The sequence below is a fragment of the Oleiagrimonas citrea genome, from assembly GCF_012395255.1.
GTDB lineage: Bacteria > Pseudomonadota > Gammaproteobacteria > Xanthomonadales > Rhodanobacteraceae > Oleiagrimonas > Oleiagrimonas citrea.
Window position 1 is genome coordinate 76,199 of record NZ_JAAZQD010000003.1, and the last position, 21,112, is coordinate 97,310.

At 60.8% G+C, this 21,112-nt stretch carries 18 protein-coding genes, 1 tRNA gene and 2 riboswitches; of the genes, 15 read left to right on the forward strand and 4 right to left on the reverse strand.

Features of this window, described 5'->3' with window-relative positions:
* The first annotated feature begins 84 nt into the window (after positions 1 to 84).
* The 11 genes from hfq to HF690_RS07465 all read left to right on the forward strand — a co-directional run bounded on the left by hfq (position 85) and on the right by HF690_RS07465 (position 12,481).
* Complete coding sequence (gene hfq / locus HF690_RS07415) at positions 85 to 345, forward strand: RNA chaperone Hfq (RefSeq protein ID WP_113063447.1); 261 nt, start codon at positions 85 to 87, stop codon at positions 343 to 345.
* Positions 346 to 471: 126 nt separating this feature from the next.
* Positions 472 to 1,782 carry a ribosome rescue GTPase HflX gene (gene hflX, locus HF690_RS07420; RefSeq protein WP_168609316.1) on the forward strand — a complete coding sequence of 437 codons (1,311 nt, stop codon included), beginning with the start codon at positions 472 to 474 and terminating at the stop codon, positions 1,780 to 1,782.
* Between the two features lie 190 nt (positions 1,783 to 1,972).
* Positions 1,973 to 3,055, forward strand: a complete 1,083-nt coding sequence (gene hflK / locus HF690_RS07425; RefSeq protein WP_113063445.1) for an FtsH protease activity modulator HflK — start codon at positions 1,973 to 1,975, stop codon at positions 3,053 to 3,055.
* Positions 3,052 to 3,921: a protease modulator HflC gene (gene hflC, locus HF690_RS07430; protein ID WP_113063444.1), complete on the forward strand. Its 870-nt coding sequence runs from the start codon at positions 3,052 to 3,054 to the stop codon at positions 3,919 to 3,921. Before hflK ends, hflC begins: the two co-directional genes overlap by 4 nt.
* Positions 3,922 to 3,934: 13 nt before the next feature.
* Complete coding sequence (locus HF690_RS07435; protein ID WP_113063443.1) at positions 3,935 to 4,120, forward strand: DUF2065 domain-containing protein; 186 nt, start codon at positions 3,935 to 3,937, stop codon at positions 4,118 to 4,120.
* A gap of 267 nt (positions 4,121 to 4,387) precedes the next feature.
* Positions 4,388 to 5,680, forward strand: coding sequence for an adenylosuccinate synthase (locus HF690_RS07440; RefSeq protein ID WP_168609007.1), 1,293 nt, complete (start codon positions 4,388 to 4,390; stop codon positions 5,678 to 5,680).
* A 461-nt stretch (positions 5,681 to 6,141) separates the two neighbouring features.
* Positions 6,142 to 7,407, forward strand: a complete 1,266-nt coding sequence (locus HF690_RS07445) for an HlyD family secretion protein (RefSeq protein WP_168609008.1) — start codon at positions 6,142 to 6,144, stop codon at positions 7,405 to 7,407.
* A 12-nt stretch (positions 7,408 to 7,419) separates the two neighbouring features.
* Positions 7,420 to 9,558, forward strand: coding sequence for a peptidase domain-containing ABC transporter (locus tag HF690_RS07450; RefSeq protein WP_168609009.1), 2,139 nt, complete (start codon positions 7,420 to 7,422; stop codon positions 9,556 to 9,558).
* Between the two features lie 169 nt (positions 9,559 to 9,727).
* Positions 9,728 to 9,895, forward strand: coding sequence for a hypothetical protein (locus HF690_RS07455; RefSeq protein WP_168609010.1), 168 nt, complete (start codon positions 9,728 to 9,730; stop codon positions 9,893 to 9,895).
* A gap of 79 nt (positions 9,896 to 9,974) precedes the next feature.
* Positions 9,975 to 10,994: an MvdC/MvdD family ATP grasp protein gene (locus tag HF690_RS07460; RefSeq protein ID WP_168609011.1), complete on the forward strand. Its 1,020-nt coding sequence runs from the start codon at positions 9,975 to 9,977 to the stop codon at positions 10,992 to 10,994.
* A gap of 212 nt (positions 10,995 to 11,206) precedes the next feature.
* Positions 11,207 to 12,481 (forward strand): cation:proton antiporter, encoded by a 1,275-nt coding sequence (locus tag HF690_RS07465; protein ID WP_168609012.1) that lies wholly within the window; start codon positions 11,207 to 11,209, stop codon positions 12,479 to 12,481.
* Positions 12,482 to 12,621: 140 nt separating this feature from the next.
* On the opposite strand, the gene HF690_RS07470 is transcribed toward HF690_RS07465, so the two are convergent.
* Positions 12,622 to 13,053, reverse strand: coding sequence for a type II toxin-antitoxin system death-on-curing family toxin (locus HF690_RS07470; RefSeq protein WP_168609013.1), 432 nt, complete (start codon positions 13,051 to 13,053; stop codon positions 12,622 to 12,624).
* Between the two features lie 12 nt (positions 13,054 to 13,065).
* On the reverse strand, positions 13,066 to 13,287 hold the full coding sequence (locus tag HF690_RS07475) for an AbrB/MazE/SpoVT family DNA-binding domain-containing protein (RefSeq protein WP_113063435.1): 222 nt from the start codon (positions 13,285 to 13,287) through the stop codon (positions 13,066 to 13,068).
* A 136-nt stretch (positions 13,288 to 13,423) separates the two neighbouring features.
* Here HF690_RS07475 and HF690_RS07480 point away from each other — a divergent pair, with 136 nt between their 5' ends.
* Positions 13,424 to 13,693, forward strand: coding sequence for a hypothetical protein (locus tag HF690_RS07480; protein WP_168609014.1), 270 nt, complete (start codon positions 13,424 to 13,426; stop codon positions 13,691 to 13,693).
* Between the two features lie 112 nt (positions 13,694 to 13,805).
* Here the strand turns inward: HF690_RS07480 and gcvP are convergent, their stop codons facing one another.
* Positions 13,806 to 16,679, reverse strand: coding sequence for an aminomethyl-transferring glycine dehydrogenase (gene gcvP / locus HF690_RS07485; RefSeq protein WP_168609015.1), 2,874 nt, complete (start codon positions 16,677 to 16,679; stop codon positions 13,806 to 13,808).
* Positions 16,680 to 16,812: 133 nt separating this feature from the next.
* Positions 16,813 to 16,910, reverse strand: a riboswitch (glycine riboswitch).
* Between the two features lie 30 nt (positions 16,911 to 16,940).
* Positions 16,941 to 17,025, reverse strand: a riboswitch (glycine riboswitch).
* A 145-nt stretch (positions 17,026 to 17,170) separates the two neighbouring features.
* On the opposite strand from gcvP, the gene HF690_RS07490 reads away from it, so the two are divergent.
* Positions 17,171 to 17,605, forward strand: coding sequence for a VOC family protein (locus HF690_RS07490; RefSeq protein ID WP_168609016.1), 435 nt, complete (start codon positions 17,171 to 17,173; stop codon positions 17,603 to 17,605).
* A 91-nt stretch (positions 17,606 to 17,696) separates the two neighbouring features.
* Here the strand turns inward: HF690_RS07490 and HF690_RS07495 are convergent.
* A tRNA-Leu gene (locus tag HF690_RS07495) sits at positions 17,697 to 17,781 on the reverse strand.
* A gap of 125 nt (positions 17,782 to 17,906) precedes the next feature.
* On the opposite strand from HF690_RS07495, the gene rnr reads away from it, so the two are divergent.
* Together rnr and rlmB are read left to right on the forward strand one after the other, a co-directional pair.
* Positions 17,907 to 20,348, forward strand: a complete 2,442-nt coding sequence (gene rnr, locus HF690_RS07500) for a ribonuclease R (protein ID WP_240151678.1) — start codon at positions 17,907 to 17,909, stop codon at positions 20,346 to 20,348.
* Positions 20,348 to 21,091, forward strand: coding sequence for a 23S rRNA (guanosine(2251)-2'-O)-methyltransferase RlmB (rlmB, locus tag HF690_RS07505; RefSeq protein ID WP_168609017.1), 744 nt, complete (start codon positions 20,348 to 20,350; stop codon positions 21,089 to 21,091). Before rnr ends, rlmB begins: the two co-directional genes overlap by 1 nt.
* Positions 21,092 to 21,112 lie beyond the last annotated feature (21 nt).

The window sequence follows — 21,112 nt, forward strand, 5'->3', positions numbered from 1 at the left end:
ACGGTTCGGCATGCCATTTCGCCGGTTGCCTGCATCATGCCTTGCGCGCGTCTGCGCGCAGCGAGGCGAGGGGAGATAACAACAATGTCCAAGGGACAATCCTTGCAAGACCCGTTCCTGAACGCCCTGCGCCGCGAGCGCGTTCCGGTCGCCGTGTACCTGGTCAACGGCATCAAGCTGCAAGGCACGATCGAATCGTTCGATCAGTTCGTCGTTCTGCTGCGCAATCAGGTCAGCCAGATGGTGTACAAGCACGCCATTTCCACGGTTGTGCCCAGCCGCAATGTGCGTCTGGACGACCATGGCGCGCAGAACAACCAGCAGGCGGAATCCGCCGAAGCCTGAACCGCGGCCCCTGCGCGGGGCGCTTCGCGGCTCGATCCGCCTCCGTCGCGGGGCGCCGGCGTTACACTATGCGTCCCGCCGTCGATGCATTCCGCATCGCGGCACGCATCCTCAGGGTGAACGCCTCTGTTTGAACGTGAGAAAAAAGGCGAGCGCGCCGTCGTCGTCCTGCCGCATGGCCGCGGCGACGTCGACAGCGCCAGCCGCGCCGACGAATTCGTCGAACTGGTGAGTTCGGCCGGCGCCGAAGTGCTGGCGCGGCTCGACGCGCGCGTCGACCGTCCGAACCCGAAGTTCTACATCGGTTCCGGCAAGGCCGACGAACTGGCCGAGATCGTGCGCGGCGTCGAAGCTGATCTCGTGCTGGTCGACCACACGCTGACGCCGGTACAGGAACGCAACCTCGAAGCGCATCTGAAGGCGCGCGTGGTCGACCGTGCGGGCCTGATTCTGGACATCTTCGCCCAGCGCGCGCGTTCGCACGAAGGCAAGCTGGAAGTCGAGTTGGCCCAGCTCAAGCACCTGGCCACGCGCCTGGTGCGCGGCTGGACGCATCTGGATACCCAGCGCGGCGGCGCCATCGGCAACCGCGGCCCCGGCGAGACGCAGCTGGAAACCGACCGCCGTCTGCTTGCCGCGCGGGTCAAGATGCTGACCCAGCGTCTGGCGAAGGTGAACACGCAGCGTGAGCAGCAGCGCCGTGCGCGTTTGCGCAACACGGTGCCGCGCGTGGCGCTGGTCGGTTACACCAACGCCGGCAAGTCCACGCTGTTCAACGTCATCACCACCGGTGGCGTGTACGCGGCCGATCAGCTGTTCGCCACGCTGGATCCGACCGTGCGCCGCATCGAGGACCTGTCCTGCGGACCGGCCGTGATCGCCGACACCGTCGGCTTCATCCGCGAGCTGCCGCATGACCTGGTCGCCGCCTTCCGCGCCACGCTGTCGGAGGCGCGCGACGCCGATCTGCTGCTGCACGTCAGCGATGCCGCCGACGACGAGCGTGAACTGCTGGCGCAGGTGGTCAACGAGGTGCTGGCGGAAATCGGCGCCGGCGATGTGCCGCAGTTGCGGGTGATGAACAAGATCGACCTGACCGATGCCGAACCGTCGATCCAGCGCGACGGCGAGGGGGTGCCCCAGCAGGTGTCGCTGTCGGCGGTGACGGGGCAGGGCCTGGACTTGCTGCGCCAGGCGCTGGGCGAGCGGCTCGGCGGCGAGCGTGTTCGCGTCGAGCTGCAATTGCCGCTCAGCGCCGGCCGCATGCACGCACGCCTGACCGCGCTCGGCGCCATCGCCGAAGAGCACGTCGACGCCGACGGCTGGCAGCTGCGCCTCGACGCGCCGCGCAGTGTGCTGGCACCGCTGGCCGGTTCCGGCGACGAGGCCGCGCGTGCCTTGCAGGCGGCGATCGCGCCGCCGCAGGAGCCGGTCTGAACCCGCCGGGGCAGGGGCTTGCACGGCCTCGATCTGCTACCATTTGCATCGTTTCGTATTCCCGGCGTGCCGCATTGATCGCGGGTGCCGGATTCGACCCTTCGCAGCGATGCACGAACCCTTCATGACAAGCAGCCGGCGTGGACGCAATGCGCCGACCCACCGGCTGCCCGCAGGAGACGCCTGACCCATGGCCTGGAATGAACCTGGTGGCGGAAAGCAGCGCGATCCCTGGGGCCGCAACAACGGCTCTGGCGGCAATGGCGGCAACGGCCCCGATTTCGAGAAATTCCTCAAACAGCTGCGTGCACGCTTCGGCCGGTTCGGTCGCGGCGGCGGCGGATTGTTCACCATCATCGTGGCGCTGCTGCTGGCCTGGGTGGTGCTGTCCAGCTACACCGTCATCGACGCACGTCAGGTCGGCGTGGTGCTGCGCTTCGGCCAGTACTCGCGCACGCTGCCGCCGGGCTTCCATTTGAAGTTGCCGGCGCCGATCGAGCATGTCAGCAAGGTCTTCACGACGCAGGTGCGTTCGGTTTCCGACCGGGCCACCATGCTGACCAACGACGAGAACATCGTCTCGGTCGATTTCAACGTGCAGTACCAGGTTTCGGACGCGCGCAAGTTCTTGTTCTCCATGACCGACCCGGACGAGACGCTGAAGGAGGCCGCCGAGGCCGCCGTGCGTTCGGTGGTCGGCAACAACAACATGGACACGCTGCTGTCCGGGCAGGGCGCGGAACTGGTCGCCAAGACCCGTGAAGCGCTGCAGAGCACGCTGGACGGTTACCACTGCGGCATCGTCGTGACCGAAGTCAGCTTCCAGAACGTGTCGCCGCCGGATCAGGTGCGCGATGCCTTCGACGACGTCAACAAGGCGCGCGAGGACAAACAGCGCATCGAGAACGAAGCGCAGGCCTACGCCAGCCAGGTGGTCCCGGTCGCACGTGGCGCCGCCGCGCGCATCGCGGCCGAAGCGGCCGGCTACAAGGCTGAGCGCATCGCCCGTGCCACCGGCGACACCGAGCGCTTCAAGCTGCTGCTGGCGCAGTATCGCGCCGCGCCGCAGGTCACGCGCGAACGCTTGTGGCTGGAGACCATGGAAAGCGTGCTGGCCAACAATCCGAAGGTCTTCGACGGCAGCAACGGTCGCAACATGATCTATCTGCCGGTGGACAAGCTGTTCGGCAAGTCCAAGAACGGTTCGCAGCCGTCCGACGCCGTGAAGGGCGCGGCGGTCCAGTCCAGCTCGACCACGGGAGGTGGCCAGTGAAGATCGCAAGCGCCATCGTCGCCATTCTCATTGTCCTGGGCGTGTGGAGTTCGGCCTTCGTCGTGCGTGAGGGACAGACCGCCATCGTCCTGCAGTTCGGCCGCATCGAGCGCACCAACGACCAGCCGGGCCTGCACTTCAAGTGGCCGTTCGTGCAGCAGGTCATGCGCTTCGACGCGCGCATCCAGACCCTGGACGCGCAGCCCGAGCGCTACTTCACGCTGGAGAAGAAGAGCGTCAAGGTCGACTTCTACGTGAAATGGCGCATCGCCAAGAACACCACGTACTATCTGGCCACCGCCGGCGACCTGACCCAGGCGCGTCAGCGTCTGTCGCCGATCATCAAGGACGCGCTGCGTTTCGAGGTCAACGCGCGCCCGCTGGACGAACTCATCTCCGGCGGCCGCAAGGACATCACCAAGCGCGTGCGCGAACTGGCCGACAAGTCCACGCGCAAGTCGCTGGGCATCGAGGTCGTGGACGTGCGCATCAAGCAGATCGATCTGCCCAGCGAAGTCAGCGACTCGGTCTACAAGCGCATGCGCGCCGAGCGCACCAAGCTGGCCAACGAACTGCGTTCGACCGGTAAGGAAGCCGGCGAAAAGATCCGCGCCGACGCCGACCGTCAGCGTCAGGTGTTGATCGCCGATGCTCACCGCGATGCCGCCAAGGTACGCGGCGAGGGTGACGCGACGGCCGCGCAGATCTACGCCAAGACCTACAGCCAGGACCCGAAGTTCTACGACTTCTACCGCAGCCTGCAGGCCTATCGCCACGCGTTCGCCAACGGCAAGGGCGTGCTGGTGCTGAAGTCCGATTCCAACTTCATGCGCTTCTTCGACAATCAGGACGGCAACAAGCGCTGACCGGCGCGTCGTCATGCCGAAGGATTTCTACGCCGCGCTGTGCCTGGTGCTCGTGTTCGAGGGGCTGGTGCTGTTCGCGGCCCCGCAGGCCTGGCAGCGCATGGCGCGCCAGGCCGCGGAGATGGAACCGAAGACCCTGCGCCTGATCGGCGCCGCGGCCCTCGCTATCGGCGTCATCACGCTGCGGTTCGTGTTTTAAGCGTCGTTGACCGGCAACGGAGAAGACAGGATGGGCATCCCGGCAACCGCATCGCGACATGATCGAGCCTGCTCCATGCTTGTCCTGCGCGCGCGCGATGTCCGTTCCAACGCAAGATCCGAAGTTCGTCATCCCGGCGAAGGCCGGGACCCCGCGACTCCAGGATCAGACCACAACGCAACGTAGGGCGGACGCCGTCCGCCAACCGTGAAACTCAATCTGAAACCGCCCGGTACGGGCACTTCCAGTCAAAGCGAGAACATCGAGATGGGCAAGTCAGTCGTAATCCTGGGCGCGCAGTGGGGCGACGAGGGCAAGGGCAAGATCGTCGATCTGCTGACCGAGCGCGTCGGCGCCGTGGCCCGCTTCCAGGGCGGTCACAACGCCGGCCACACGCTGGTCATCGACGGCAAGAAGACCGTCCTGCACCTGATCCCATCGGGCATCCTGCGTGAAGGCGTGACCTGCCTCATCGGCAACGGCGTGGTGCTGTCGCCGGCCGCGCTGAAGAACGAGATCGCCGAACTGGAATCCAACGGCGTCGAAGTCCGCTCGCGCCTGAAGATCAGCCCGGCCACGCCGCTGATCATGCCGTACCACATCGCCCTGGATCAGGCCCGCGAGAAGGCGGCCGGCGGCAAGGCCATTGGCACCACCGGTCGCGGCATCGGTCCGGCCTACGAGGACAAGGTCGCGCGCCGTTCCATCCGCGTCGCCGATCTGATGTACCCGCACGAGCTTCCGGAGAAGATCAAGACCGCCGTCGAGTACTACAACTTCGTTCTGACCCAGTGGCTGAAGGCCGAGCCGGTCGACGAGAAGGAAGTCCTGGACGCCGCATTGTCCTGGGGCGAATACATCCGCCCGATGGTCGACGACGTCGCCACCGTGCTGCATGACGTGCGCGCCGAGGGCGGCAACATCCTGTACGAAGGCGCGCAGGGCGCGCTGCTGGACATCGACCACGGCACCTATCCGTACGTCACCTCGTCCAACACCACCGTCGGCGGCGCGCTCGCCGGCACCGGCGTCGGCGCGTGCGACATCGACTACGTGCTGGGCATCTGCAAGGCCTACGCCACGCGCGTGGGTAGCGGTCCGTTCCCGACCGAGCTGCACGATGAGATCGGCGCCTACATCGCCAAGGCCGGCAACGAATTCGGCGCCAGCACCGGCCGCCCCCGCCGCTGCGGCTGGATCGACCTCGTCGCCCTGCAGCGCGCCGTGCAGATCAACGCCATCAACGGCCTGGCCATCACCAAGTTGGACGTGCTCGACGGCCTGGAGACCATCAAGGTCTGCATCGCCTACGAATACCGCGGCAAACGCCGTGAGCTCGCCCCGCTCGACGCCGACGGTTGGGAAGAGTGCAAGCCCGTTTACCTCGAGTTTCCTGGTTGGGACCAGCCGACTTCCGGCGTGCGCGAATGGAACAAGCTGCCTGCGGCGGCGCGTGCTTATCTTCGCGCTATCGAGGAGCTTTCCCACTGCCGTCTTGCCTTGGTCGCAACCGGGGCGGATCGTGATGATACGATTGTGTTGGAAGATCCTTTTGCGTGAGCGGTAGTACAGCAAGACCCTGTGGACCCCGCCTCGGCGGGGTTCTTTTGTTTTAGGGCGAGGAAGGCTTAGCGCATCTGACGAAGGTCGAGTCACTACTTGATGAGGCGCACATATTTCTTCTGATTCTTGCGGGGGTGTATCCCAATTTTTTGTGGTGGTTGCGCGCTAGCCAAAGTGGTAGGGCTTGCATGTCTGCCCTCAAAGGCTGTATACAAAAAAGGTGTGGCAAAGGGTTTGCTCTGTAACATCTCCTGCCGGTAATACACATATATTCCGATCAAAGGCGGAAGTCGTTTTGTGGTCGGGGCATGCAGAATTATCAAAGCATTTTCAACGTGTCTGTTGAAAGGGCGGGGGTAGAGCATTTTGAATGTGCAAAGAGTATGGCTTCGCTCTTAAAGGATTAGGATAGGTGCGTACAGGAAGTATGAGCAGTAACTTAGCAAGGATGTATGCCGATGTCCTCTCCGCTCTTTAGGGAAGAGGTCGCTGCAGCTCAGCGTGAACGATGGCTGGGTACAGTGCTTCTTCGCCCTCCACGGTTCGGCTGGTTTTTCTTGGCCTTGAGCGCGTTGGTACTAATATCTCTGTCATTTCTCATCGTGTTCGGCGAGTACACGGCGCATGAGCATGTCCGTGGTGTACTTGTGCCCACCAAGGGAGTCGTTACGGTCAATGCGAGATCTTCCGGTGTCGTGGCGAAAATACTTGTCTCGAACGGGGCGCGAGTGCGAGCGGGGCAAGCTCTTGTGAAGATATCGCGTGATATCGACAGTGCGTCGATGGGGAATACATATGCTTCAATTATAAAGTCTCTAAAACAAAAAAAAGAAAATCTAGAGTCCCAGCTCAAAGCCCAGGCGGAGTCAAATGAGCAACGTAAAGGCGATCTCAAGTCACGAGTTCGCGCATTAAAGTTGCAGCTGTCCGAGTTGGGGCAGCAAGTTGAAATACAGCGCGTGCGAGCGAACAGTGCGCAGGATCTATACGAACAGTGGAAAAAAATCGGTGATACGGGCGTCGTCAGTAAGCTCAGAATTCTGAATCAGAGGGATACAGCTCTTGAAAGTATTAGCCAGTTGAAGCAGTTGCTGCAGAAAAAGTTGGAGTTGGCGCAGAAGCTTGCTGATAGCGAGTCTAAACTCCGAGGGCTTCCACTCGAGGCGGAGTTGGCGCATAAAAAAATACAGGAACAATTGTCGGATGTTTCACAATCAATATCATCCAATGCGGCGGAGCACGCTGTTGTGTTGAGGGCGCCAGTCGCAGGGGTTGTAAGTAACCTTTTTGCCTATCCGGGACAGAGTGTTGCTCAGAAACAAGAGTTGGTTGATATTTTACCCAAGGGCAGCAAGCTGCAGGCGGAGTTGGTCGTCCCTAGCAGTGCAATAGGCTTCATCAGAAAGGGGGATCGTGTTGTACTGCATTATAAAGCGTTTCCCTACCAAAGGTTTGGCCAATATTATGGTGGGGTAAGTTTTGTTTCGAATAATATATTGTCATCATCGGATATCGAGAATATTACAAATGAGAAGGCGAATGGAGGAATGTACCGTGTGATTGCCAACATAGATAAGCAGGAAATATACGCTTACGGACGGAAGCATTACCTGAAGTCTGGCATGGCGCTTGAGGCGGATGTAATTTTAGGTCGTAGTAAAATACTGTACTGGTTTGTTGGTCCATTACGACATTTACGATCAGGATTCAAGGATGAAGGTTAGTGGGGAAGTCGAATGTACGCGATATTAGACGATATTAAAAAGAGGCTTCTTTCGCGTAAGCGTTTGCCACTAATAATGCAGAATGAGGCGGCGGAATGCGGTCTGGCGTGTATAGCTATGATTGCGCGTTACCATGGACATGATGTGGATCTTGCTAGTCTTCGGCGTCGATTCAATAGCTCACTGAAGGGTATTAATTTACACGATTTAATTGAATTTGCTAACAAACTAGACTTAGATACACGTCCTCTTCGGGTCGATATCGATTCTTTGCGCTTTATATCGCTCCCATGCATATTGCATTGGGATATGAATCACTTTGTAGTCCTGCATGGTTTAGGCAAGAACAAATTCGAAGTATATGACCCTGCGCAAGGGGGGTGTGTATATACCGCCGATGAGTTAAGCGAGCACTTCACGGGCGTCGTGGTTGAAGTTAAACCTGCAGCTAATTTTAAGCCAGTGCATGAGCGGGAAAGTGTTTCTTTATTCAGTCTGCTCGGCTCAATAGTCGGCCTCAAGCGATCTGCTATATTGTTATTGGGCTTGGCGTTGGCGATAGAGATTTTGGGTTTATTGCTTCCATTGCAAATGCAATTGGTCATTGATCAAGTTTTAACCTCAACAGATACCGCTTTATTATTAACATTGGGTTTTGCTTTTTCGTTAGTGATAATTTTGCAGTCGGCCTTAAAGTTCGCCCGCGGTTGGGTTTTGACATGGGTGGGTGCCAGCATAAATGTGCAATGGGTAACCAATTTGTTTGGCCACTTATTAAAATTGCCTCTTGATTTTTTTCATAGAAGACATATCGGTGATGTCTTGTCCAGGTTTAATTCCGTGACGGCTGTACAGAACACGTTGACAAGCTCATTTATTGAGTCCGTATTAGATGGTTTGATGAGCATTGTTGCCTTGTTGATATTATTTTTATACAGTGGAAAGTTAACGGGAATAGTCGTCTCCGCGTTTATAGTGTATTTGGCAGCAAGGATGATTTTATATAAATATATGTGGAGAGTGCATGAAGAGCGAATCGTGTACCGTGCACGGCAGCAAACTGAGCTCATGGAGTCGGTTCGCGGCGTGCAGGCGATTAAGCTAGCCAATAAACAAGCTTTGCGAAATGCGAAGCTGATGAGTGCAACCTATGAGGCGGCTCGCCGAGATCTTAAGAGTCAGCGCATAGATATCGCATTCAATGCTCTGAGCAAGTCGATATCGGCGGGGGGGAGAGTATTTTTAGTCACAGTGGGCGCATATTTGGTCATTAAGGCAAATTTCACTCTCGGCATGTTGGTCGCCTTTTTAGTTATTGCGGACCAGTTCATGGTCAAAGGGGGGGCGCTTATTGATAAATTCATTGAGTTCCGTATGCTGAAATTGCATGCAGAACGCATATCTGATATTGCTTTGGCCGAGGAAGAGGCTTTTGCATCGAGTGCATATAGCGGGGCGGACCCGGATCCGACGCTAGTGATGGAATCTATTAGTTTTCGTTATTCAGACAGCGATCCTTGGTTATTCGATAGATATAGTCTAAAAATATGTGAAGGGGAGTCCGTGGCAATTATTGGCCCTTCTGGGTGTGGCAAGTCTACTTTGGCTAAGCTTATGCTTGGTCTATTGAATCCTTGCGACGGAAAAATTTCAGTCGGTGGTGTCGATATTCGAGTTCTTGGTATGAATCGTTACAGAGGTATGGTTGCAGTGGTGATGCAGGACGACAATCTTTTTGCTGGTTCTATTGCTGACAATATCTCTTTTTTCGACCAACAAGCGAACTTTGAAGATGTTTGTGAAGCCGCGCGTGCCGCTGGAATCTTCGATGAAATATCGGTGATGCCCATGGGGTTTGAGACTTTAGTGGGTGACATGGGGTCTAGCTTATCTGGTGGCCAGAAGCAGCGCATCATTTTGGCTCGTGCCCTGTATAGAAAGCCAAAAATATTGGTCCTCGATGAGGCCACGAGCCATCTAGATGTGCGCTTGGAAAAATACGTTAATAGCGCCATACAAAAGATGAATATGACGCGAATTGTTATTGCGCATAGGCCGGAAACTATAGCCAGTGCTGATCGTGTTATCGATCTTGGTGCTTTAGGTATGCAAAAAGTTTCTGTGCCGGAAGGAGTTGCGAATTTGGCATGAGCCTATTTCGCGACATGCAGGGCGGAAGGTCCACGTGCCTTTGCCATGCAGAACATCCTGGATGAAATGTGTCCAGGATAAGGATGCATTGCGAGCGTGCAATATGGTGTGGCTACTTGCCACAAGTAAATCGCTCACGATGCTTAATTTTGAAGCTTAGGAGATTAATATGAAGCCGTTTGTTTTGACTCAGCATGAGAAGGACTTCGCTGCAATCCGTGAACTGCGTGACGCAGAGCTTGGCCATGTGTCTGGCGGCCTGTTGAAAGCTAAGCAGCTGAATACCATCACTGTTACGCCTAACAGCGATGGTGGCGATGATGGTTCTGATGAATAATTGATTCAGGATCTGTAAGAAATAAGTGGGAGGGAGAACTCCCTCCCACTCTTTGTTTATTTTTCAGGGATTATACGTTATGGAAGCCGCGAAACCTGTTTTGGTAGTTTTGGGTTCGAAGGTTGATCCGCATGTAAGTCGCGTGTCAGCCTGGCTGGAAAATGATGGTTCTGTGGAAGTAAAGGTCATCGATTATCTGGATGATACATATTTCGAATTATCGATGGATGAAAGTGGGAGGTACTCTCTGTGTATAGATGGTGAGCCTCTTGCTGAAAATTATATAATTTGGAACCGTGTAAAAATTTTGCCTGGTTCAGAGCTATATCTGAAGGGAGATGACCAATCTGCAGGGTATGCAGCTCGTGAATGGCGCGCATTCTATTCGCTTCTATGCGGCTTTTGTGGTTCGCGAGTTGTGAACTCACTGCAATCTCGCATGTGCATGATTAAGCCTTATCAGCAAGCCTTGGCTGCGGAGTCTGGATTCCTAGTAGCGCCTTCCATGGTTACGAATAAAAAGAACTCCGTAAAGGATTTCTATTCGGAAAATTCCGAAAAAATAATCATGAAATCTTTGTCCGGTGCTAAAGTGAAGCCTGAGGGGGATGGGGGGGTTCCTTTTAACATCATGACGATGCGTGTCTCTTCTGAAGATTTGGATGGGGCTTCCGATGAGCAGATACGCTACTGCCCCCATTTTTTCCAGCGTGAGATTGTCAAAAAATATGAGCTGAGAGTGGTTGTTGTTGGCGATAGAGTCATTCCTTTCCGCATTGATTCTCAAAAATATAAGGCGTCGTCCCTTGATTGGCGGAAGGGGCATGTTTTTGATAATTTCAAACCTTGTGCAATCGATGATGAAATAACAAAAAAGATAAAGTTTTTCATGCGTCGTATGGGGTTTTTCTTTGGCAGTATAGATATTGTTGTTGACACTGATGGTCGGCACTGGTTTTTGGAGTGCAATCAAGACGGTGCATGGGGCTGGCTCGATGATATTGTCGATGGAGCTTTAACTAGAGTTTTTGCCACTGAGTTTATGCGCCTTTTGGGCGTGAATTTCACCTGCGATGAGGGTGACGTTGCCTTGGTGTAAGTGGCTTGATGGTATTGGCTCATTTTATTGTGTGAGATGAGTGGGGCGTGGGTTCAGTTGATCCTTTTAACTCCCATAGTGTTTAAAGGACGCCGCTTTGAAAGTGGTCCCCGGGCGGTTTTATTTTTTAGAGAGCGTGGGGCATGGTCTACTCGGTAATGTGAGCGGATGGCATCATAAGGAGCTTGTTCACCACTGCCTGGGAGCCGCGCATGTTCAACATAGCTGTCGTTTTGCTCGTGATCACAGCAGGCGTGGCCTACATCAATCATCGCTTCGTGCGCTTGCCGACGGCGATCGGGGTGATGGTGATTGCGCTGGTCGGGTCGCTGGTGCTGGCGCTGCTCAACGGGATGGGCTTCAGTGGCCTGCATGACTACGAGACGTCGTTGCTGGCGTCCATCGATTTTCCCGAGGTGGTGCTGAAGGGCATGCTGTCGGTGCTGCTGTTCGCGGCGGCGCTGGGGGTGGATTTCAGCGATCTGCATGCGTATCGGTGGCATGTGACGGCGTTGGCGGTGCTGGGGACGATTGCCTCGACGCTGCTGATCGGCGGGGCGGTGTGGCTGGCGTTGGGCTGGGCGGGACTTTCGCTGTCGCTGCCGTATTGCCTGATTTTCGGGGCGCTGATTTCGCCGACTGATCCGGTGGCGGTGGCGGGCATCATCCGCAGTGCCGGTGCGCCGCGCAGCATGGATGTGGTGATCAGCGGTGAGTCGCTGTTCAACGACGGTATCGGCGTGGTGCTGTTCGCCATGCTGCTGGGCATGATCGCGGACGGCGGTGTGCCGGATTGGGGTCACGGTGCGATGCTGCTGGCGCGCGAGGCGGGCGGCGGCCTGATCTACGGACTCATTCTGGGCTGGATCACCTACCGCATCCTGCGCACTATCGATAATTATCAGGTCGAGATTCTGATCACGTTGGCGGCGGTGCTCGGCGGCTATGCGCTGGCGCGCGAGCTGGAGGTGTCGGGTCCGCTGGCGATGGTGGTGGCCGGTCTGGTGGTCGGCGAGCACGGGCGCGAGTTCGGCATGTCCGAGCTGACGCGTAAGCACCACGACGAGTTCTGGGAGCTGCTGGACTGGATGCTCAATTCAGTGCTGTTCGTGCTGATCGGGCTGGAGTTCGCGGCGGTGACGTTCTCGCTGCAGGTGTTGCTGGTATCGGCCGGGATGATCGTGGTGGCGCTGCTGGCGCGGCTGCTGTGCGCGGGCGCGCCGATGGCGGTGCTGTCGCGTTACTTCAACATGCCGCGCGGTGCGTGGCAGGTGCTGACCTGGGGTGGGTTGCGCGGTGCGATCTCGATCGCGCTGGCGTTGTCGCTGCCGAGTGGCCCGTCGCGCGACCTGATCCTGAGCATGACGTACTACATCGTGGTGTTCTCGATCCTGGTGCAGGGGCTGAGCATCGGCAAAGTGGTGCGCTGGGCGACGCGCAAGGAAGTGGAAGAGGGCGCCGTGCCGCGAGAGGGTGTCGATCTTTGATCAGCGGCTGCCGCGGCTCCGCTGCTGCGGTGTGTTGTCGGAAAAGCAATGCTCGCCCTCTCCGATGTGCGGGCCGAACGGGTTCCCGCGCTCGTTGCGGCCTGCGCTGCAAAGCTTGATTCCAGAATGTCTCGGGTGATTCAGCCGGCGCGGTAGCGCTCACGGGACTCATGCACGCTGCCGTCGGTTTCCAGTTCCAGGTGATCGCGCAACCAGGCGGCGAACTCGGCTTCGCTCAGGCGGCCTTCGGCCAGGGACAGCATGTGTGCGTATTTCTCCTCGTCGCTGGCGACCAGTCGGGCATCGTTGAGCGCCAGGAAGACGCGGTAGCAGACATGCGCGGTCCGCTTGTTGCCATCAACGAAGGGATGATTGCGCGCCAATGCATGCGCCAGCGATGCGGCGAGATCGGCCAGGTTGGGAGGCGGTTCGCCGTAGGTGTGCATCTGCTGAGGGCGCGCCAATGCGGACTCGAGCAGGCTCTCGTCGCGTACGCCGTTGCCGCCCCCATGTTCGGCCAGTTGGCGGTCGTGGATGGCGAGGGCGAGCGGTTTCTCGATCCAGGTAATCATGACGGGTCCCCGCTACTGCGCCAGCTTGTGCAGAACCTGGCGGTCCTCGCGCATGATCTGTTCGGCCACTTCCATCTGTGCAGCCAGCTTGGGGTCGTACGCGGTCAGCTTGATGCCGTCGGGCGTTTCCACGGCGTAGAGTTCGTCGCCTTTCTGCAGGCGCAGCCGGGCCAACAGATCCTTGGGCAGGATCACGCCGGAGGAATTGCCGATGGCGGTGATTTTCAGTTTCATGAGATCGCTCCACACTCAGGTTATAACAAATGTTATACCTTCTTGGCGACGCTGAACAAGCCGGGCGATGAGGCCCCGCTGCGATGCGTGTGCGTGCGGCGTACGATGGCCGTACCTTCCATCGAAGGAGCGTGTCATGTCCGCCGAAAGCAGCAAAAGCACGGCCGATCGCCTGCGCGATACGCTGGCGCAACTCAAGGAAATGCGGCATTACGCCAAGAACAACGTCGAGGTGCTGACCGCCGAGTGGCTGGTCTTCGACGGCGAATTGTCGAAGCTGAAGAAAGCCGATGCGATCGCCGATCTCATGGATCGCCAGGGGCAGCTGCATGATGCGCTGCAAGCGATGATCGAGGATCTGGAGGGCGTGCTCGACAAGCTTCCGCCCGAGGAGCCTCCGGCGTAGCCGGAATGACGACGAACGCCGTTCGCACACCGTGAAGGAACGATTGGGGCGCGCATAAAAAAACGCGGACCCGAAGGCCCGCGCTGTCGGAAAACTCCGAAATAGAAACGATTTATGCCTCGGTTTCGGCTTCCTTGTAGGCCTCGACCGGGATGCATTCGCAGAACACGTTCTTGTCGCCGTAGACGTTGTCGACGCGGGCAACCGGCGGCCAGTACTTCTGCTGCTTGAGCACGGCCAGCGGGAAGGCGGCCAACTCGCGCGGGTAGGCGTGGGTCCACTCGCTGCCGGCGACCATGGTCGCGGTATGCGGCGCGTTCTTCAGCGGGTTGTCGTCGCGGTCGAGCTTGCCGTCCTCGATCGCGCGGATTTCCTCGCGGATCTCGATCATGGCGTCGATGAAGCGGTCCAGTTCGTGCAGCGACTCGCTCTCGGTCGGCTCGACCATCAGCGTGCCGGCGACCGGGAAGCTCAGGGTCGGGGCGTGGAAGCCGAAGTCGATGAGGCGCTTGGCGACGTCCTCGGCCTCGATGCCGACGCTGTCCTTGAACGGACGCAGGTCGAGAATGCACTCGTGCGCCACCAGCTTCTTGCGGCCGGTGTACAGCGTCTTGTAGTGCGGCGCGAGGCGCTTGGACACGTAGTTGGCGTTGAGCAGCGCGACCTGGCTGGCCTTGCGCAGGCCGGCGGCGCCCATCATGGTGATGTACATCCAGGTGATGGGCAGAATGGACGCGCTGCCGAAGGTGGCCTGGCTGACCATGCCGACATCGCCTTCGCCACCGAACGCGCGCGGCAGGAACGGCGCCAGATGCGACTTCACCGCGCACGGGCCGACGCCCGGACCACCGCCGCCGTGCGGGATGCAGAAGGTCTTGTGCAGGTTGAGGTGCGAGACGTCCGAGCCCCACTTGCCGGGCTTGGCCAAGCCGACCAGCGCATTCATGTTGGCGCCGTCGGTGTACACCTGACCGCCGTGCGCATGCACGATCTCGCAGATCTCGACCACGTCTTCCTCGAACACGCCGTGCGTGGACGGGTAGGTCAGCATGATCGCGGCCAGGTCGTTCGCGTGCTTCTCGGCCTGTGCGCGGATGTCCTCGACGTCGACGTTGCCGTTGGCGTCGCACTTGGTCACCACCACCTTCATGCCGCACATCTGCGCGGAGGCCGGGTTGGTGCCGTGTGCGGACTCGGGGATCAGGCACACGTTGCGGTGGCCCTCATTGCGCGAACGATGCCAGGCGCGGATCGCCAGCAGGCCGGCGTATTCGCCCTGCGCGCCGGAGTTCGGCTGCAGGCTGACGGCATCGTAGCCGGTGCATTCGGCCAGCATCTGCTCCAGCTCGGTGATGAGCTGGGCGTAGCCGGCGGTCTGCACAGCCGGTGCCAACGGATGGATGTGGGCGAACTCGGGCCAGCTCACCGGGATCATTTCCGAGGTGGCGTTGAGCTTCATGGTGCAGCTGCCCAGCGGGATCATGGTGCGATCCATCGCCAGATCCTTGTCGGACAGGCTGCGCAGGTAGCGCAGCAGTTCGTGCTCGCTGTGGTGGGTGTTGAACACCGGATGGGTCAGGAACGGCGTGCGACGCAGCAGGGTGGCGGGCAGGGCGTCGGGCGTGGCGGCGTCCAAGGCGTCGACGTCGCTGATGGTGGCGCCGAACAGGCCGGCCAGCGTCATGACTTCGGCGCGGGTGGTGGTCTCGTCCAGGCTGATGCCGACACGGGTGTCGTCGATGTCGCGCAGGTTGATGCCGGCGACAGCGGCCTTGGCGTGGAGGGCCGTGGCGTCAACGCCGGTGATGTGCAGGGTGTCGAAGAAGTCGCCGTCCACCTGGATGCCGGCCTCGCGCAGCGCGGCGGCGAGGATGGCGGTGAGGCGGTGCGTGCGGCGGGCGATGCGCTGCAGGCCTTCCGGGCCGTGGTAGACGGCATACATGCCAGCCATCACCGCCAGCAGCACCTGCGCGGTGCAGATGTTGGAGGTCGCCTTCTCGCGGCGGATGTGCTGCTCGCGGGTCTGCAGGGTCAGGCGGTAGGCCTTCTTGCCCTCGGCGTCCACCGACACGCCGATCAGGCGGCCCGGCATGTTGCGCTTGTAGGCGTCGCGGCAGGCCAGCCAGGCGGCGTGCGGGCCGCCGAAGCCCAGCGGCACGCCGAAGCGCTGGCTGTTGCCGATGACGATGTCGGCGTCCCAGCTGCCGGGCGAGGCGATCAGGGTCAGCGCCAGCAGATCGGTGGCGACCACGACCAGTGCGCCGCGTGCGTGCACGGCGGCAGTCAGGGCTGCGTGGTCGGCGATGCGGCCGAAGGTGTCCGGGTACTGCAGCAGTACGCCGAAACCGTCGTCCTCGGCGGCTTCGGCGGCCGGGCCGAAGCGCAGTTCGATGTCGAGGCTCTCGGCACGGGTCTTCAACACTTCCAGCGTCTGCGGGTGCACGCCGTCGGCGACGTAGAACACGTTCGACTTCGCTTTGGCCTTGCGCATGGCCAGGGCCATGGCCTCGGCGGCGGCGGTGGCTTCGTCCAGCAGCGAGGCGTTGGCGATTTCCATACCGGTCAGGTCGGCGACCATGGTCTGGAAGTTGATCAGCGCTTCCATGCGGCCCTGCGAGATCTCCGCCTGGTACGGCGTGTAGGCCGTGTACCAGCCCGGGTTCTCGAAGATGTTGCGGGCGATGACGGCGGGCGTATGCGTGCCGTAGTAGCCCTGGCCGATGAAGCTGCGCGCGACGGTGTTCTTCTTCGCGACGGCCTGGATACGGGCCAGCGCCTCTTCCTCGGTGATCGCGTCCGGGAGGTTCAGCGGTGCGGTGGACTTGATGGAGCCGGGCACGATGGCGTCGGTCATCGCTTCCAGCGAATCGTGGCCGACGGCCTCGAGCATCTGCTGGATTTCGGCGTCGTTGGGGCCGATGTGACGGGCGACGAAGGCGTCGCGCTGTTCGAGGTCGCGCAGGGAAGGCGTGGAGGGCTGGCTCATGGCGGACGGTCCGGAAGCTGGGCGGCGGTCGATGAGACCTCGCGGGCGGTTCCGGTGGCCGTGCCGGCGTGATTCGCCGGGCAGTCCGCTTTTGCGGACGTGACGCCAGAACGCATCCTGCGGATGTCTCGTTGCGCGCCCCTCTGTCCTTTTGCCTGAGAGTTTGAAAAGCGCGTCGCGCTTTCTGCCCCTTCGGCGCCGGATCGAACCGGTCTCTCCAGAGTGTTTTGCGGCGTGCGCGCCGGTGTTTCGACGGGCCGTTTCGCGGCGGTGGTACGGGAGCCTGAGCGATTACGGGCGTTGCGCCTTCGGCAGCGGGTTGCCCCGCTTCTCCCACCGTGGTGTCACAGGGCGCGATTATACAGGGCGCTGGCGTATTTTTCGCCAGCCTCCAACGCCTTTTTTTGCCTGCTCGTGTCCGCCGTGGTGTGGACAGGTTCATTCGGGCGCCCGCATCATGAGGCCCGATTCGCGTTCCATGGAGTCTCGGCATGGCCGACACGCCCTTCGACATCGCCCAGATCGATCATGTGGTACTGCGCGTGCACGATCTCGACCGCATGCGGCGCTTCTATTGCGAAGTGCTCGGCTGTACCGCCGAACGCTGGCAGGAGGAGATCGGGTTGCTGCAGCTTCGCGCCGGCAGTTGTCTGATCGATCTGGTCAGCGTGGATGGCGCCATCGGCCGCAAGGGCGGCGCGGCGCCGGGCGACGAGGGGCACAACATGGATCATCTGTGCCTGCGCGTGGATCCGTTCCACGAAAAACGCATCGTCGCTCATCTGCAGGCGCACGGTGTACGCATCGGCGAATCCGGTCAGCGCTATGGCGCGCAGGGCAGCGGTCCGTCGTTGTATCTGTATGATCCAGAGGGCAACATGGTGGAGCTGAAGGCGACCCTGGAGCGTCCCGGCGGCGAAGTCTGAATCGGTGCGGATCGCAGATACTAAAAACCCCGCTCGAGGCGGGGTTTTCAGGGCGGTACCGGGACTGTATTAGCGTCGCGTTACCTTAAAATGGTGCCCAGGAGAGGACTCGAACCTCCACGGTTTTACCCGCTAGTACCTGAAACTAGTGCGTCTACCAATTCCGCCACCTGGGCAAGGTGCGGGCAACGCCATGGGCGTTGCGGAGCCGCGTAAGATAGGCACCTGAAGCCCACTTGTCAACATCCGGCTGCGGTCTTTTTTTCGAAGACGGCGCCAATCATTCTCACAAGGATTTCCTTTGACCAAGAAAACAACACGTTCCGGCAAGATTCCCGGCAAAGCCGCCGGCGCATCGCCGAACGATCCCTGGGCCGAACGCGAAGCGCAACGCTACGCGCGCCCGATTCCCAGTCGCGAAGCGATTCTTGCGCTGCTGGAAGCGCGCGGCGAGCTGATGCGCGAGGAGACCATCGCCGAGGCGCTGGGATTGACCGAGGAGGTCGATCAGCAGGCCCTGGACAAGCGTCTGGGCGCGATGGTCCGCGACGGCCAGCTGCTGCGCACTCGCCGCGAAGGCTACGGCGTGGCGCGCAAACTGGACCTCATTGCCGGCGAGGTGCTGGCCAACGCCGATGGCTACGGTTTCCTGCGCCCGGACGATGGCAGCCCGGACCTGTATCTGTCGCCGTACGAGATGCGCAAGGTGCTGCACGGCGACCGCGTGCTGGCCAGCATCGTCAGCGTCGACCGTCGCGGCCGCCGCAAGGGCGCGATCGCCGAGGTGCTGGAGCGGCGCTTTTCGCGCATCGTTGGCCGTGTGATGACCGAGCGCGGCATCACCGTGGTGGTGCCCGACGACGACCGCGTGCATCAGGATGTGCTGATTCCGCCGGACCGCTGCAACGGCGCGCGCGCCGGGCAGGTGGTGATCGCCGAAATCACCGAGCCGCCCAATGCCAAACGCGGTCCCATCGGCGCCATCGTCAGCGTACTCGGCGACCGGCTCAAGCCGTCGCTGCTGGTCGAGGTGGCCATCGCCCAGCACGATCTGCCGCACGAATGGCCGCAGGCGGTCTTGTCCGCCGTCGAGAAGATGCCGGTGGACGTGCGCGAGAGCGACCTGGATGGTCGCACCGATCTGCGCGACCTGCCGTTGGTGACCATCGACGGCGACGACTCCAAGGATTTCGACGATGCCGTCTATGCCAAGCCCAAGCGCGGCGGCGGCTGGCGGCTGGTGGTCGCCATCGCCGACGTCGCTCACTACACGCAGCCCGGCACACCGCTGGACGAAGAGGCCTTCGAGCGCAGCACGTCGACCTATTTCCCGGGCTTCGTGGTGCCAATGCTGCCGGAAGCGTTGTCCAACGGGCTGTGTTCGCTGAACCCGAAGGTCGACCGCCTTTGCCTGGTATGTGACATGTCGGTCAACAAGCGGGGCGAAGTCACCCGCTCGCGCTTCTACGAAGGCGTCATGCGCTCGCATGCGCGCCTGACCTACGACGAAGTCTGGCAGGTCGTCGGCGAGCAGGACGCGGCGGCGCGCGAGCGTCTGTCCGCGCATGTGCCGCAGCTGGAGGATCTGCACGCGCTGTATCGGGCGCTGGACGGTCAGCGTCGCCGTCGCGGAGCGATCGAGTTCGATACTGCCGAAGCCAAGTTTCGACTGGACGGCAAGGGCGAGGTGAACCAGGTCGAGGTCACGCCGCGCAACGATGCGCACAAGCTGATCGAGGAATGCATGATCGCCGCCAACGTGCAGGCGGCGAAGTTTCTGGAACGCAAGAAGATGCCGGCGCTGTTCCGCGTGCACGCCTCGCCGCCGGCGGACAAGTACGAGGATCTGCAGGAATTCCTGCGCCAGTACAAGTTGCAGCTCCCGCCGTTGGAGAAGCTGCATCCGGGCGACTACGACAAGCTGCTGAAGAAGGTGCGCGACAAGCCCGAGTTCGAGCTGATCCAGTCGGTGCTGCTGCGTTCGATGAGCCTGGCCGTCTATCTGCCGCAGAACCACGGTCATTTCGGTCTGTCGCTGGATGCCTACGCGCACTTCACTTCGCCGATCCGGCGCTATCCCGATCTGCTGGTGCATCGCGCGATCCGTTACGCGCTGCGCAAGGGCAAGCCGAAGAACTACGTCTATTCCGACGAGCAGATGGCGAAGATGGCCGCGCACTGTTCGCAGCGCGAACGCCGCGCCGAGGAAGCCGAGCGCGATGTCGACGAGCGGCTGAAGTGCGTGTGGATGGAAAAGCACGTCGGCGAATCGTTCGATGGCCGTGTCACCGGCGTGACCTCGTTCGGGCTGTTCGTGGAACTGGACGGGCACGGTGTGTCGGGGCTGGTGCACATCAGCCAGCTGCCCAACGACTATTATCATTTCGACGCCAATCGTCGTCTGCTCAAGGGCGAGCGCACCGGTCGCACGTTCCGTCTGGGCGAAAGCGTGCGCATCCAGGTGCTTCGTGCCAGCATGGAGGATCGCAAGATCGACTTCCGTCTGTTCGAGGAGTCGGCGGGCAGGAGCGAAGGCCGAGGCCGGAACGCGCGTGACGCCGAGGCGTCGGCTTCGGCGTCTCGGAAATCCGGGAGAGCGTCCGGCGCCAAGGGCAAGCCGCGGACCAAGGCCGCGTCTGAGGCGACGGCTCCGTCGAAATCCAAATCCAAGGCGAAAGCCGCCCACAAGAAGAAACGTGCCGCGTCCAAGGGGGCGGCCGGCAAGCGCGGGAGCCGCAAGTAATGAGCAACACCACCTGGATCGTCGGCATCAATCCGGTCGACGGGGCCCTGGGACACGACGCCGAGCGCGTGCGCGAAGTGCGGGTCGAACGCGGTGCGCGCAACCCGCGCGTGGCCGAACTGGCGGCGCGGGCGCGCAAGCAGGGCATCGCCGTGACCGAGGTCGCGCGCGACCAGCTCGAGCGCGTCGCCGGCGGCGCGCGCCATCAGGGCATCGTGGCCAGCTACGCCGCGCCCGAGGCCTTGAGCGAGAACGATCTGGAGCGTCTGGCCGAGGAGGCCGGCAGCGAGGCGCTGTTCCTGGTGCTGGACGGCGTCACCGATCCGCACAACCTCGGCGCGTGTTTGCGCAGCGCGGCGGCGGCCTCGGCCACGGCCGTCATCGTGCCCAAGGATCGCGCGGTCGGCATGACGCCGGTCGTGCGCCGCGCCTCGGCCGGTGGCGCGGATCGCGTGCCGTTGGTGGCGGCGACCAACCTGGCGCGCGCGCTGCGCGTGCTGAAGGACGCCGGCGTGTGGTTGACCGGCTTCGCCGGCGAAGCCGAGACGGAGCTGTACGACATCGACTTGAAAGGTCCGTGCGCCCTGGTGCTGGGCAGCGAAGGCGAGGGTATGCGTCGCCTGACGCGCGAGACCTGCGACTTCCTCGCGCGCATTCCGATGCCGGGCGAGATGGAGAGCCTCAACGTGTCCGTCAGTGCCGGTGTCGCGCTGTTCGAGGCGTTACGTCAGCGGCGTGCGTGATTTCTGTAACGATCGTCACGA